At 63.6% G+C, this 11,415-nt stretch carries 16 protein-coding genes and 1 riboswitch; of the genes, 7 read left to right on the top strand and 9 right to left on the bottom strand.

Features of this window, described 5'->3' with window-relative positions; genetic code table 11:
- Position 1 precedes the first annotated feature (1 nt).
- The 5 genes from AC1DJW_RS11070 to AC1DJW_RS11050 all read right to left on the bottom strand — a co-directional run bounded on the left by AC1DJW_RS11070 (position 2) and on the right by AC1DJW_RS11050 (position 3,270).
- Positions 2-652, bottom strand: a complete 651-nt coding sequence (locus tag AC1DJW_RS11070; protein ID WP_476901431.1) for an MBL fold metallo-hydrolase — start codon at positions 650-652, stop codon at positions 2-4.
- Between the two features lie 36 nt (positions 653-688).
- The gene (locus tag AC1DJW_RS11065) at positions 689-1,708 is read right to left on the bottom strand and encodes an aldo/keto reductase (RefSeq protein WP_476901430.1); all 1,020 of its coding nucleotides are present in this window, start codon (positions 1,706-1,708) and stop codon (positions 689-691) included.
- Positions 1,709-1,777: 69 nt separating this feature from the next.
- Positions 1,778-2,143 (bottom strand): DMT family transporter, encoded by a 366-nt coding sequence (locus AC1DJW_RS11060; protein WP_390280071.1) that lies wholly within the window; start codon positions 2,141-2,143, stop codon positions 1,778-1,780.
- 2 nt (positions 2,144-2,145) lie between these two features.
- Positions 2,146-2,460, bottom strand: coding sequence for a DMT family transporter (locus AC1DJW_RS11055; protein WP_284752918.1), 315 nt, complete (start codon positions 2,458-2,460; stop codon positions 2,146-2,148).
- A 9-nt stretch (positions 2,461-2,469) separates the two neighbouring features.
- A riboswitch (guanidine-III (ykkC-III) riboswitch) is annotated at positions 2,470-2,535 on the bottom strand.
- Positions 2,536-2,613: 78 nt separating this feature from the next.
- Positions 2,614-3,270: a HutD/Ves family protein gene (locus tag AC1DJW_RS11050; protein ID WP_476901429.1), complete on the bottom strand. Its 657-nt coding sequence runs from the start codon at positions 3,268-3,270 to the stop codon at positions 2,614-2,616.
- Between the two features lie 133 nt (positions 3,271-3,403).
- Here AC1DJW_RS11050 and AC1DJW_RS11045 point away from each other — a divergent pair, with 133 nt between their 5' ends.
- The 7 genes from AC1DJW_RS11045 to poxB all read left to right on the top strand — a co-directional run bounded on the left by AC1DJW_RS11045 (position 3,404) and on the right by poxB (position 9,041).
- Positions 3,404-4,000: a phosphoribosylanthranilate isomerase gene (locus AC1DJW_RS11045; protein WP_476901428.1), complete on the top strand. Its 597-nt coding sequence runs from the start codon at positions 3,404-3,406 to the stop codon at positions 3,998-4,000.
- 163 nt (positions 4,001-4,163) lie between these two features.
- On the top strand, positions 4,164-4,514 hold the full coding sequence (locus AC1DJW_RS11040; RefSeq protein ID WP_284752921.1) for an ArsR/SmtB family transcription factor: 351 nt from the start codon (positions 4,164-4,166) through the stop codon (positions 4,512-4,514).
- Entirely contained in the window at positions 4,511-4,972 is a 462-nt protein-coding gene (locus AC1DJW_RS11035; protein ID WP_476901427.1) for an SRPBCC family protein, read from the top strand. Before AC1DJW_RS11040 ends, AC1DJW_RS11035 begins: the two co-directional genes overlap by 4 nt.
- A 400-nt stretch (positions 4,973-5,372) precedes the next feature.
- Positions 5,373-5,588 carry a hypothetical protein gene (locus AC1DJW_RS11030; protein ID WP_284752923.1) on the top strand — a complete coding sequence of 72 codons (216 nt, stop codon included), beginning with the start codon at positions 5,373-5,375 and terminating at the stop codon, positions 5,586-5,588.
- A 64-nt stretch (positions 5,589-5,652) separates the two neighbouring features.
- Positions 5,653-6,729 carry an ATP-dependent DNA ligase gene (locus AC1DJW_RS11025; RefSeq protein WP_476901426.1) on the top strand — a complete coding sequence of 359 codons (1,077 nt, stop codon included), beginning with the start codon at positions 5,653-5,655 and terminating at the stop codon, positions 6,727-6,729.
- 64 nt (positions 6,730-6,793) lie between these two features.
- Positions 6,794-7,195: a YccF domain-containing protein gene (locus tag AC1DJW_RS11020; protein ID WP_390280083.1), complete on the top strand. Its 402-nt coding sequence runs from the start codon at positions 6,794-6,796 to the stop codon at positions 7,193-7,195.
- Between the two features lie 109 nt (positions 7,196-7,304).
- Positions 7,305-9,041, top strand: a complete 1,737-nt coding sequence (gene poxB / locus AC1DJW_RS11015; RefSeq protein ID WP_476901425.1) for a ubiquinone-dependent pyruvate dehydrogenase — start codon at positions 7,305-7,307, stop codon at positions 9,039-9,041.
- Positions 9,042-9,107: 66 nt separating this feature from the next.
- On the opposite strand, the gene AC1DJW_RS11010 is transcribed toward poxB, so the two are convergent.
- Genes AC1DJW_RS11010 through AC1DJW_RS10995 form a run of 4 tightly spaced genes read right to left on the bottom strand, consistent with a single transcriptional unit; the run spans position 9,108 to position 11,375 of the window.
- Complete coding sequence (locus AC1DJW_RS11010) at positions 9,108-9,869, bottom strand: ABC transporter permease (protein WP_476901424.1); 762 nt, start codon at positions 9,867-9,869, stop codon at positions 9,108-9,110.
- Positions 9,866-10,666, bottom strand: coding sequence for an ABC transporter ATP-binding protein (locus AC1DJW_RS11005; protein ID WP_476901423.1), 801 nt, complete (start codon positions 10,664-10,666; stop codon positions 9,866-9,868). The genes AC1DJW_RS11010 and AC1DJW_RS11005 overlap by 4 nt, the downstream gene beginning before the upstream one ends.
- The gene (locus AC1DJW_RS11000) at positions 10,663-11,043 is read right to left on the bottom strand and encodes a DUF1048 domain-containing protein (RefSeq protein WP_476901448.1); all 381 of its coding nucleotides are present in this window, start codon (positions 11,041-11,043) and stop codon (positions 10,663-10,665) included. Before AC1DJW_RS11000 ends, AC1DJW_RS11005 begins: the two co-directional genes overlap by 4 nt.
- A gap of 2 nt (positions 11,044-11,045) precedes the next feature.
- Positions 11,046-11,375, bottom strand: coding sequence for a PadR family transcriptional regulator (locus AC1DJW_RS10995; RefSeq protein ID WP_459342075.1), 330 nt, complete (start codon positions 11,373-11,375; stop codon positions 11,046-11,048).
- Positions 11,376-11,415: the final 40 nt, after the last annotated feature.

Genomic DNA, 11,415 nt, shown 5'->3' with positions numbered 1-11,415 from the left:
GTTACCACCCGCGCTCGCGCCATTCCGCAAGGTGTGGCCGCTCCGCACCGAGTGTGGTCGGATCTCCATGGCCCGGATGCACCACGGTGTCGTCCGGGTAGGCCTCGAATAGCCGTTCGCTAACGTCGTTCAACAGCGAAGTGAAGCGGGCGGCGTCGTTCTGCGTGTTGCCAACGCCTCCGGGGAACAACGAGTCGCCGCTGAAGATGTGCGCGGGCCCTTCCGGGTCCAGGTACACGTAGGCGATCGAACCCGGAGTGTGGCCGCGCAAGTGCACCGCGGTGATGTCGAAACCGTCGAAGTTCCCCACATCGCCATGGTGCAGCGGAACATCCACGGGCACAGGCAGCGCGTCGGCGTCGTCCACTCCGGCCGAGGTCTTCGCGCCCGTAGCTTCCACCAACCCGGGAAGCGCACGGACGTGGTCCCAATGCTGGTGGGTGGTGGCGATGAGGGCCAGTTTCGGCGGCGATGCGGCGTCGGCGACCGACTCCGCAAGCATTGCTTGGATCGCCGGAAGGTCGTCCGCGGCGTCGATCAGGAGCTGCGCGCCGCTTGCCTTTGCGGTGAGCAGGTACACGTTGTTGTTCATCTCGCTGACCGAGATTCGCCGGATGGTGATGTCACGCAGTGAATGAATGAGTGAGTCCATTCGTCCACTCTACGGAAGCCGCCTGCGGCTCACCGACTACTCGCGGCCCTGCGAAACCCAGGTGGGATCCGCGGACCGTGAGCCGACGACGGCGTCCGCGGCGCCGTCGAGCACGTCCAGTTGGGCGGCACTCAACTCGAGCGACAAGGCACCCAGGTTCTCATCGATCCGGTGCGCTTTGCGCGTGCCGGGGATGGGGACCACGCTGAGCTCAAGGCGGCGGCCCTGGGCGAAAAGCCAAGCCAGAGCTACCTGGGCGGGAGTTGCATCCCGGCCGGTGCTCTCGGACAGCTCGGCGGCCACGGAACGCACCGCGGCAACAACCGCCTGGTTGGCGTCGAGTGCGTCGTCCGCAAAACGGGGGATGCGGTGCCGGAAATCGTTCTCGCCGAGTTGATCGGCGCTGACGGTTCCGGTGAGGAAGCCCCGGCCAAGCGGCGAATAGGGCACGAAGCCCACACCGAGCTCTGCCGCAGTCGGGACGACGTTGCGCTCAACGTCCCGGCTCCAGATTGACCACTCGCTCTGCACGGCGGCTATCGGGTGCACGGCGTTGGCTTCCCTCAGCTCCTCGGCTGTCACTTCAGACAGGCCAAGGTGCCGGACTTTGCCTGCCCGGACAAGCTCTGCCATGGCCTCCACGGTTTCCACAATCGGAACGCGGAGGTCGCGGCGGTGCATGTAGTAGAGGTCGATGACATCGGCGCCCAGGCGACGGAGGCTTGCTTCCGCCGCCTGGGCCACGTACGCGGTGTCTCCCCGGACATCTGTGTAGCCCTCGCGCGGGTTGCCCACGATGCCGAACTTGGTGGCCAACTGGACCTCGTCGCGTCGGTCCTTCAGCAGCTTTGCGATCAGTTCCTCGTTGTCGCCCGCGCCGTAAATATCCGCGGTGTCGATGAAGCTGATGCCGGCATCCACGGCGTGGTGCAGCGTCTTGAGGGATTCGGCGGGATCCACTTCGCCATACACGGGGGTCAATGCCATCCCGCCGAAACCAAGGGGGCTCACGGCCAGGCCGTCGCCGAGTTGTACATTCGTGGTTTCCGGGCTCATCGTGCTTCTCCTTCGCCGAGTGTTCGTCTCACTGCTGGCAACTCCGTCGGGCGGGGGAGTATTCCGCGCTCATCGCCGGGCGGGCTCGGCCACTTCTTCACGCTTCTCCGTGGGAAGGGCCTTCAACCCGGCTGCGCAACCCACGATTCCCGCGATGAATAGCAGCTTGAGCGGGCTGGCTGGTTCGACGCCGGTGGCCATCGCCCAGCCGACCGTCAGCGCCGCGCCGATCCCGACCCAGACGGCGTAGGCCGTGCCCAGCGGAATCCACTTCACCGCGATGCCGAGGCCGATCATGCTGAGGGTCGCGGTGACGGCGAAGACCACGGTGGGGACGGCTTGGCTGAATCCGTCGGACAGGCCGAGGGCCGTCGCCCACACAGCTTCGAGCACGGCGGAGGCCAGCAGAACGGCCCATGCAAACTTGGCGTTCATCGCTACGCCACCACCTTCAAGCCGACCACGCACACGCCGATCCCGGCGAGCAAGAGCAGCCGAGCCGCCGTCGGGCGCTCAACCTTGGTGATCATCGCGTAAGCCGCTGTGAGAACGACGCCGACTCCTACCCACACCGCATACGCGGTTCCGGTGGGAATGGTTTGCATGGCGAAGGCCAGGCCTGCGGTGCTCGCGACCACGGTGACGAGGAAGACGGCGGAGGGCAGCGGTTTGCGGAAGCCTTTGGAGCGGTGGAGTGCGGCCGCCCAGACGGCCTCGAGCGCTCCGGACAGAATGAGGATTAACCACGACATGACAGGTCCTTTGGCCAGTCTTGTCGCGTGCCGGGTACTGAACCGTCGTCCGGAGATCCCTGTGCGGGCCTTCCTTCGAGGCTAGCAAAGCCCGACGCCGGGTGGCCAGCTTTGGTGGCGAGCCTCACCAAGGGACATGTCCAGTGCTGGGATCTAGGAGTGCGCGTGCTCCACGCGGTCGATGGAGATGACGGCGAGGAATCCACGGCCCAGGATTTCCGGGCTGCGGGTGTCGGAACCCACTACTGCGTCGTAGCGGGCGAGTTCCACGGACTCCGCAGGCGCGACGGCGGCGGTTCCACCCTCGGAGCCGTCCGAGACCTCCGCAGACGCAGCCGATTCCGCAGGCTCCGCGCCGGGACTCACCGAAGCCTTACCCTCCAAAAGGACTGCCAACTGGCCTTCGAATACCGGGTGTGCGCGCTTCTTGGAGAGCTCGATGATGGACGTGTAGCCCTTGAATTCGCCGGCCCGGGCGATCACGTTGAGGTCCCGGATGTTGCCGGTGGGGAGTGCGCTGGCCGAAGCCGCTTCGCCGGAAAACCGGAAAGGCCGATACTTTTCCAGCGGGTGTTCTTCGCCATCCACCGTGAGCAGCAGCAATTCGCCGTCGATCACTGTGAGGACTCGCTCCATGCCAGGGAACGTCGAGAAATCGCCGGCCGATCCGACGTCGGCGATGCTGACCCGCCAGTCCCACGCTCCGTCTTGCGCGGACGCTGCTTTCGGATGGCTGGCGAGTTCGCGGGTCACCCCGCCCCCGTTGCGCCATGGTTCGGGTTTAAGCTCGGCAAAGCGGATGATCTCCATGCGCTCCAGCCTAGCCCGAGCCCGCCGTCGGCAGGCTGAGCGCTTGCGTAACATCGGTGCAATCTTGACGCGGTTCACCAATCCCGCGGGCCCTTGCTAACGTCGTAGGGAGGTAAACGGTTGGAGGCGCGGAATGTTCGTCAAAGTGTGCGGTTTGAGCACGCCTGAATCCGTACAGGCCGCCGTCGAGTCCGGCGCGGACGCCGTGGGTTTCGTGCTGACGAAGAGTCCACGCGAAGTATCGCCTGACCGTGCCCGAGACTTGCTGGTCCATGTACCGGAAGGTGTGACCGCCGTCGGAGTCTTCCGTCACGAGGCAGCGGCCGATGCCGTCGCAACCGCGCGCGAGGCCGGCCTCGTATGGGTTCAGCTGCACGGAAGCCGTTCCCCGGAAGACGTTAAGACCGTGCACGACGCCGGCATGCGGCTCATCCGGGCCGTCACCATGGGTGCCGCTCCGGACGAGTTCGAGGAGTGGGGCGAGGAACTTCTCCTGATCGACGCCGCAGTACCAGGTTCAGGCGAGGCGTGGGACTATTCCTCGGTCCGGAATCTGGGCCTGGGTGCACGCCACTGGTTGTTGGCTGGAGGATTGACCCCGTCCAACGTCGGGGCCGCGGCGTCCGAAGCCGAGGCCTGGGGCGTCGACGTGTCCAGCGGCGTGGAGTCCTCGCGTGGCGTGAAGGACCTCGACCTCGTGCGCGCCTTCGTCCGAGCCGCAAAAGCCTGACGCCCCCGCCCGAACGCTCGCTCCGATGATGTGAGCGAGGGTCCGCGGTTTTGCCCCCGAATGTGAGCGAGCGTCGCAAGAAACCCTTGACAGCCGCCATCCGGGGTCGCATATTTAACACATCGGCTAATTAGTCGATGCGTTAAATACGAAGGCGCTAGCGATGTCCACAGACCGGCTCAGTCTCATCTTCTCGGCACTGGCCGACCCCACCCGAAGGGCCATTCTGGCCCGGCTTTCGGAGGGTGAGGCCACAGTGAACGAGCTTGCCGAACCGTTCGACATCAGCCTGCCCGCCGTCTCCCGGCATCTCAAGGTCCTGGAAAACGCAGGGCTCATCAGCCGGAGCCGGAATGCGCAATGGCGGTCTTCCAAATTGGAAGCGGAACCACTGCGCGAAGCCACCGAATGGATGGACAAATACAGGCGCTTCTGGGATGCCAGTTTTATCCGCCTCGACGCCCACCTGCGCAAGATTCAGCACGATTCGAAGGATCCAGGAGCCAAGCAATGAACACGGAACAGCACATCCTCACCATGACCCGCGATTTCGATGCCCCACGCGAGCTCGTCTTCCAAGCCTTCGTGGACCCCGATCAGCTAGCCGCATGGTTCGGGCCGGTCGGGGTGGATTCGCCGCGCGACCGGATAATCGTCGACCCCCGGGTGGGCGGAGCCTGGCAGCTCGTCATGACCTGGGACGAGGACGGCGTCGCCAAGGAATCACCCATCGACGCGGTCATCACCGGATACGACCCGCCCGCCTTGCTGGTCGCCACCCAGAAAGCAGAGCCCGACGCCGGGATTACCCTTTTGCTGGAAATGCGCCTTGAGTTCGAGGTACTGGATGGCGGCCGCACGAGGCTTCATCTCACCCAGGGCCCCTTCGACTCTGACGAATGGGTGGAAATGACCAGAGAGGGATGGGGCACCTCGTTCACCAAACTGGACGCTTTGTTGGTGCGGGAATAGGGGAGCGGTCCAAAAGGGGCCCGAAGTCAACTTGGAAGGTCGGTGCCCATTCGGGCTACACTCCACGACGGGGACAGAATGCCATTGCTCCGGAGACCGAACGGTTCCGGAGACAGACGATCAAGCAGAATGCGACCTTTTGAAAATCCTTTCCAAACCTCTTAACGGCCCTATCCGATACCTGACAGCCGCCCTCTTCGCCGCACTGGCGCTGTCCGGCTGCTCCACACAGGGAGGGGGCTCCGCCGCGGCGGGCACGCCGTCGTCCCCTTCTGCGGGCGACTCGGCCTCCGCAAGTGCAAGCCCAACTCCATCATCGGGGCCATTCGGGGGCTTCGCGTCTGCGGCCGAAATGTGCTCCACCATCTCCAAAGAAGCTACGGGCGCTTCGTTGCTTCCAATGTCGGCGGCGCAGGGGAAGACCGCCGAGCTGGAGCAATACAAGGCCGAGCTCACCGCCACGGCGGATCGGGTCCCGGAAGCGCTCAAGGCTGATTTCACCAACCTCAAGGACACTGCGATTGCAGGCTTGAAGGACCAAACCGTCTACTCGAGCGGCAAGTTCGAAAAAGCGATGGCTCCCGTTACGACCTGGCTGAGCGCCAACTGCAAGTAATCCTTTATCCACTTAAGCGAATGAACAGGTAGCGCGGTCCCGGTGCCGCGGCAAGAATGGCTTCATGCAGCTGCCAGTCATGCCCCCTGTCGCACCCATGCTTGCCAAGGCGGTTGGCGCCATCCCGGACGGAGCCATGAGCTACGAGCCTAAATGGGATGGGTTCCGCTCCATCGTTTTTCGTGACGGTGACGACGTCGAAATCGGTAGTCGCAACGAGAAGCCCATGAACCGGTACTTCCCGGAGCTCATCGAGGCGTTGAAGGCAAACCTGCCCGAACGCTGCGTCCTCGACGGCGAGATTATCCTGGTCGGCAGATCCGGTGACCGCTTGGACTTTGAAGCCCTCCAGCAACGAATCCATCCGGCAGCCAGCAGGGTCAAGCTGTTGTCCGAGCAGACGCCGGCGAAATTCGTGGCCTTCGACTTGCTCGCCCTTGGCGATGAGGACTTCACGGGACGGCCCTTCGCCGAACGGCGGGCAGCGCTTGAAAAAGCACTCGCAGGCGCCGCCGCTCCCATCCACCTCACCGCGGCAACCCGGGACAAGGGAACGGCGGAGCAGTGGTTCAGCCAGTTCGAGGGCGCAGGCCTGGACGGCCTGCTCGCCAAGCCGCTGGATGGTACCTACCAACCGGACAAGCGCGTGATGTTCAAGGTCAAACACCAGCGGACCGCCGACTGCGTCGTGGCCGGCTACCGGGTTCATAAGACCGGTGACGACCTTATTGGTTCGCTCTTGTTGGGGCTCTATGACGACGGCGGACGGCTGGCAAGCGTGGGGGTAGTGGGTTCCTTCTCGATGCAGCGGCGCAAGGAATTGTTCGGCGAACTCCAACCCCTCGTGACTGGGTTCGATGGGCATCCCTGGGCATCGGCCGAGCAGGAGGAAGGCAGCCGGACACCCCGCAACGCCGAAGGCAGCCGCTGGAGCGCAGGGAAGGACCTGTCGTTCACGCCCCTGCGGCCAGAACTCGTTGTGGAAGTGGCTTACGACCATATGGAAGGGGAGCGGTTCAGGCACACAACGCAGTTCGTGCGGTGGCGGCCGGACAGGGATCCGGAGTCGTGCACCTATGAGCAGCTTGAGGAACCCGTGAAGTTCGATTTGTCAGCGGTCCTGGACGCCGGGAAACCATAAATCAGGGGGATTTCAGGGCGAACCCCTAGGCCCCGCCCGCGTCCCGCAAGGGACAATGGGAAATATGAAAACGCTGCTCAACATCATCTGGCTCGTCTTCGGTGGCTTCGTCCTTGCCTTGGGCTATTTCATGGCCGGAATTATCTGCTGCTTGTTGATCGTCACCATCCCGTGGGGCATCGCGTCGTTCCGGATTGCCTCGTACACCCTGTGGCCGTTCGGCCGCATGGTCGTGGACAAGCCGGGAAGCGGGGGCGTCTTTACGCTCCTGGGCAACGTCATCTGGTTGCTGGTTGCCGGCATTTGGATCGCGATCGGGCACGTAGTCACTGCGTTCGCCATGGCCATCACGATCATCGGGATCCCGCTGGCCATCGCCAACCTGAAGCTCATTCCGGTATCGCTCATGCCGCTGGGCAAGCAGATCGTGCCTAGCAACCGCCCCTTCGTCAGCACCTACCGCTAGCGCGGCAACGCCGGCCACCCGAAACCCCGCGTCGGGTATCAGACGCCATGGACTGTTCCGGAGTAGCGTAGGCCGTGTCTGCACTGCCTCCCCTCGAAAGGAACAGTCCATGTCCGCCGCCAGGAACACCGTTGCCAAGAACATCGTCGCCACCCTCAAAGCCAACAACGTCCAGCGCGTCTACGGGATCCCCGGGGATTCGCTGAACGGATTTACGGACGCGCTGAGGGAGGAAGAGAGCATCCGTTGGGTGCATGTCCGGCACGAAGAAGCCGCGGCGTTGGCGGCCGCGGCCGAGGCGGGCCTCACGGATGAACTCGCGGTGTGCGCCGGATCCTGCGGCCCGGGCAACCTGCACCTGATCAACGGCCTCTACGATGCCAACAAGTCCAGGGTTCCCGTGCTGGCCATCGCCGCCCACATTCCCAGCGAAGAGATCGGCAGCCAGTACTTCCAGGAGACACATCCCCAGGAGTTGTTCCAGGAGTGCAGCGTTTATGTCGAGCACGTCGCCCATCCTTCCCAGATGCCCAGGGTCTTGGAAATCGCCATGCGGACGGCCGTCGAGAAGCGGGGCGTCGCCGTCGTCGTGATTCCCGGCGATGTCGCCCTCGCGGAGGCGCAGAGCAACCGGACAGCGGTGATCCGGGCCGCCCGGCCGGAGATCCGGCCCAACCCCCGGGAGCTCGCCGAAGCAGCTGACATTCTCAACGCGGCAGGCAAAGTCACTATCCTGGCCGGCGCCGGCACCGCGGGTGCGCACGCCGAGGTCATGGCCCTGGCGGACGCGCTGGGCGCGCCGATCGTCCACGCGATGCGCGGCAAGGAGCACATCGAGTACGACAACCCCTTCGACGTCGGCATGACGGGCCTCTTGGGGTTCAGCTCCGGCTACCGCGCGATGGAGAGCTGCGAAGCCTTGCTTATGCTGGGCACCGATTTTCCGTACCAGCAGTTCTACCCGGAGAATGCCAAGATCATCCAGGTGGATATCAGGGGCGAGCAACTCGGCAGGCGTTCCCGGATCGATCTTGGCCTTGTGGGCACGGTCAAGGACACTGCGGCCTCGCTCCTGCCCTTGATCGAGCCCAAAAAAAGACGAACGCACCTCCAAGCCTCCCTCAAGCACTACGCCAAGTCCCGTGCAAAACTCGACGACCTGGCCTCTCCGGCCAAAGACGGCCAGCCCATCCATCCGCAGTTCGTGGGCAGGCTCGTGGATGAGGTGGCGGCCCCGGACGCGGTTTTCACGTGCGACGTCGGGTCCCCCACCGTGTGGGCCGCCCGGTACCTGAGCATGAACGGCCGACGCCGGCTGCTCGGCTCGTTCAACCACGGAACCATGGCCAACGCCCTGTCCCACGGAATCGGTGCGGCCGCCTCGTACCCCGGGCGCCAGGTGGTGGCCCTGGCCGGCGACGGCGGCCTGACCATGCTTCTCGGCGAGCTGATCACCTTGGTGCAGAACAAGCTCCCCGTCAAAGTGGTGGTCTTCAACAACTCCTCGCTGAACTTCGTGGAGCTCGAAATGAAGGCCGCCGGATTCGTCAATTTCGGCACTGAGCTCGAGAATCCGGACTTCGCCAAACTGGCAGAATCGCTGGGCATCCGCGGAATCCGGGTGGACAACTCGTCCGGGTTGAAGGCGGGGCTGGCTGAAGCCTTCGCGTACGACGGTCCGGCCCTCATCGACGTCCGCACGGCCCGGCAGGAACTGTCCATTCCGCCGGCGATCAGTGCCGAACAGGTCAAGGGCTTCACGCTCTACGCGATCCGGACGGTACTCTCCGGCCGCGGCGACCAGCTCATCGACCTCGCGAAGACCAATATCCGCCAGATATTCTGAACCGAACCGCTACCGGCGGGGCCAGCCGTTACGGTTCCGAGATCCGCCTTCAGCCGTCGCAGTTGCTTAGCTGATCCTGCGTCGGTAGGCGGCTGCGGCGAAGAAGTACGCGAGAACGAGGATGCCGAGGCACCATGCGAGGGCGACCCATATGTCGTTTCCGATCGGCCGTTGTTCAAACAGATCCTGGATCGTGTTGACGATCGAAGTGACCGGTTGGTTCTCGGCGAAGGCGCGCACGGGACCCGGCATGGTGGCCGTGGGGACGAAAGCCGAACTGATGAACGGCAGGAAGATGAGCGGATAGGAGAACCCGCCGGCGCCGTCCACGGACTTCGCTGTCAGGCCCGCGATGATGGCGAGCCACGTGAGTGCGAGGGTGAACAGTGCCAGGATTCCGATGATGGCGAGCCACTCCAGCAGGCTTGCCGATGTGCGGAATCCCATCAGGAAGGCCACCAGCACGATGATCACGAGGGAGAGACCGTTGGCCACCATGGAGGTCAGCACATGTGCCCACAGCACGGATGATCGTGCGATCGGCATGGAGTGGAACCGCTCGAAAATGCCGCTCTTCATGTCGGTGAACAAGCGAACGGCGGTGTAAGCGATGCCTGATGCGATCGCGATCAGCATGATTCCCGGCAGCAGGTAATTGACGTAGTTCTCGGTGCCGGTCTTGATGGCTCCGCCGAACACGTAGACGAACAGCAGCATGAGGGCGATCGGCGTGATCGCGGTGGTGATAATGGTGTCCGCGCTGCGGAAAATGTGGCGCATGGAGCGGCCCAGCAAGACGGACGTGTCTCCAAAGAAGTGTGTGCTCATGACTGGTCCTTACTTGACGCGACCTTGCCCTGGTTCCCCACAAGTGCAAGGAAGATATCCTCCAGGGTGGGCTGCTTTTCGACGTACTCGACCTTCGCCGGTGGGAGTAGTTGCTTTAGCTCGGCGAGAGTCCCGTTCGCGATGATGCGCCCTTGATGAAGGATGGCGATCCGGTCCGCGAGTTGTTCGGCCTCGTCGAGATACTGTGTGGTGAGCAGAACAGTGGTGCCCTGATTCGCGAGCTCCTGGATTACCTGCCACACTTCGATGCGTGCTTCGGGGTCGAGCCCGGTGGTCGGCTCATCGAGGAAGATCACCTCAGGCTGGCCGATCAGGCTCATGGCGATGTCAAGGCGACGGCGCATGCCCCCCGAATACGCGGACACTTTTCGGGATGCTGCCTCGGAGAGGTTGAAGCGCGCCAGAAGATCATCCGCCGCTTGGCCGGGGTCCTTCAGGTGCCGCAACCTGGCAACAAGCACCAGGTTTTCCCGGCCGGAGAGGATTTCATCGACTGCTGCGAATTGTCCGGTGAGGCTGATGGATTCCCGGACCCGCAGCGCTTGGGTTACGACGTCGAATCCATTGACGGTGGCCGTGCCGGCGTCCGGACTCAGCAGTGTGGACAGGATTTTCACCATCGTGGTTTTTCCCGCTCCGTTGGAGCCGAGAAGGGCGAAGACGCTGCCCGGTTCCACGTCGAAGTCCACGCCGCGCAGCACGTGCAGCTCTTTGTAGGACTTTTCCATGCCCTGCACGCGGATCGCGGGTTCGCGGGTGGTGGAGCCATTGCTCATGATTCCCCCTCCCTCCCATCGTCCCCGGCAGCGGCGTCGATTGCCTTGACGAGGCGTTCACGCTCCTTGTTGATCCACTGCCCGCCCGTGTAGTTGCGTATGAACGTTTCAGCGAACTCCACCGGGTCGTGACCGACGATCGCGCGAATCGGCGTTCCGTCCGCGGCGCTCTGTTCGAAGAGATCGGTGAGGTCCCCGAGCATCCGCAGCAGCACATCGCCCTTGGTGATGGCCCCGAAGTACATCAGGTAGCGCTCCAGCGCGGTCGCCGCCGCGCGATAGTCCGCGGGAAGCTGTTCCACGCGTGTCTTGTTTTGCCGGTATTGCTTCTTCTGTTCGAGCGATCCCGTGAGCTGCTCGATCCACCCTGCGGCCATGTTCACTTTCCTTCCTTTCGGAGGTGTTCCAGTCGTTCGGACAGGAAACTCCACGTGCTCCAGAATTCGTCCAATTCCTTCTTGCCTTGCTCGTTGAGCGAATACACCTTGCGCGGCGGGCCCTTCTCGGACGGCCGCTTCTCGACGTCGACAAGGCCTTTCTGCTCGATCCTGACGAGCAGTGCATACACGGTGCCCTCGGCGATCTCGGTGAAGCCCTGCCCCCGGAGAAGCGTCGTGATTTCGTACCCGTACGCGGGATTCCCGGTCAGGAGAGCGAGAACGATGCCCTCCAGGGTCCCCTTGAGCATCTCCGTCATCTGCTTGCCCATTGGACACCCCCTTTCACTACTCAGTGTTACTAGCTACTAG

The sequence above is a fragment of the Arthrobacter sp. 05L417 genome (assembly GCF_056397865.1).
Note: the sequence above shows the minus strand (reverse complement) of the source record. Positions and strands in the feature narration are given on the sequence as shown.

Excerpts from the sequence above, each read along its gene's own strand:
- AC1DJW_RS11070 (WP_476901431.1), bottom strand. The coding sequence starts at position 652 with ATGGACTCACTCATTCATTCACTGCGTGACATCACCATCCGGCGAATC.
- AC1DJW_RS11065 (WP_476901430.1), bottom strand. The coding sequence starts at position 1,708 with ATGAGCCCGGAAACCACGAATGTACAACTCGGCGACGGCCTGGCCGTG.
- AC1DJW_RS11060 (WP_390280071.1), bottom strand. The coding sequence starts at position 2,143 with ATGAACGCCAAGTTTGCATGGGCCGTTCTGCTGGCCTCCGCCGTGCTC.
- AC1DJW_RS11055 (WP_284752918.1), bottom strand. The coding sequence starts at position 2,460 with ATGTCGTGGTTAATCCTCATTCTGTCCGGAGCGCTCGAGGCCGTCTGG.
- AC1DJW_RS11050 (WP_476901429.1), bottom strand. The coding sequence starts at position 3,270 with ATGGAGATCATCCGCTTTGCCGAGCTTAAACCCGAACCATGGCGCAAC.
- AC1DJW_RS11045 (WP_476901428.1), top strand. The coding sequence starts at position 3,404 with ATGTTCGTCAAAGTGTGCGGTTTGAGCACGCCTGAATCCGTACAGGCC.
- AC1DJW_RS11040 (WP_284752921.1), top strand. The coding sequence starts at position 4,164 with ATGTCCACAGACCGGCTCAGTCTCATCTTCTCGGCACTGGCCGACCCC.
- AC1DJW_RS11035 (WP_476901427.1), top strand. The coding sequence starts at position 4,511 with ATGAACACGGAACAGCACATCCTCACCATGACCCGCGATTTCGATGCC.
- AC1DJW_RS11030 (WP_284752923.1), top strand. The coding sequence starts at position 5,373 with ATGTCGGCGGCGCAGGGGAAGACCGCCGAGCTGGAGCAATACAAGGCC.
- AC1DJW_RS11025 (WP_476901426.1), top strand. The coding sequence starts at position 5,653 with ATGCAGCTGCCAGTCATGCCCCCTGTCGCACCCATGCTTGCCAAGGCG.
- AC1DJW_RS11020 (WP_390280083.1), top strand. The coding sequence starts at position 6,794 with ATGAAAACGCTGCTCAACATCATCTGGCTCGTCTTCGGTGGCTTCGTC.
- poxB (WP_476901425.1), top strand. The coding sequence starts at position 7,305 with ATGTCCGCCGCCAGGAACACCGTTGCCAAGAACATCGTCGCCACCCTC.
- AC1DJW_RS11010 (WP_476901424.1), bottom strand. The coding sequence starts at position 9,869 with ATGAGCACACACTTCTTTGGAGACACGTCCGTCTTGCTGGGCCGCTCC.
- AC1DJW_RS11005 (WP_476901423.1), bottom strand. The coding sequence starts at position 10,666 with ATGAGCAATGGCTCCACCACCCGCGAACCCGCGATCCGCGTGCAGGGC.
- AC1DJW_RS11000 (WP_476901448.1), bottom strand. The coding sequence starts at position 11,043 with ATGGCCGCAGGGTGGATCGAGCAGCTCACGGGATCGCTCGAACAGAAG.
- AC1DJW_RS10995 (WP_459342075.1), bottom strand. The coding sequence starts at position 11,375 with ATGGGCAAGCAGATGACGGAGATGCTCAAGGGGACCCTGGAGGGCATC.